The sequence below is a fragment of the Xanthomonas populi genome (assembly GCF_002940065.1).
In the GTDB taxonomy this organism is placed as follows: domain Bacteria; phylum Pseudomonadota; class Gammaproteobacteria; order Xanthomonadales; family Xanthomonadaceae; genus Xanthomonas; species Xanthomonas populi.
Genome location: NZ_MDEJ01000369.1, coordinates 1 through 337, shown reverse-complemented (window position 1 = coordinate 337; position 337 = coordinate 1). Strand labels below are relative to the sequence as shown.

General features: G+C 59.9%; 1 protein-coding gene. It reads left to right on the top strand.

Annotated features, from left to right (window positions below):
* Positions 1-337, top strand: a 337-nt coding sequence (locus tag XpopCFBP1817_RS21315) for an IS3 family transposase (RefSeq protein WP_128418513.1), incomplete at both ends; no start/stop codon positions are given.

The following is a 337-nucleotide window of genomic DNA, read 5'->3' as shown; positions in this document are numbered from 1 at the left end:
CCAACCTGCTTGACCGACAGTTCGACGTGACTGAGCCGGACACGGCCTGGGCGAGCGATTTCACCTTCATCCGCACGCATGAAGGCTGGATGTATTTGGCTGTTGTGATCGATCTGTTTTCCAGGCAGGTCGTCGGCTGGGCGATGCGCGATCGGGCCGACACCGAGTTGGTCGTGCAGGCCTTGTTGTCTGCGGTGTGGCGGCGCAAACCCAATGCTGGTTGCTTGGTTCATTCGGACCAAGGGTCTGTCTACACTAGCGATGACTGGCGCAGTTTCCTGGCGTCCCATGGCTTGGTGTGCAGCATGAGTCGGCGTGGCAACTGCCACGACAACGC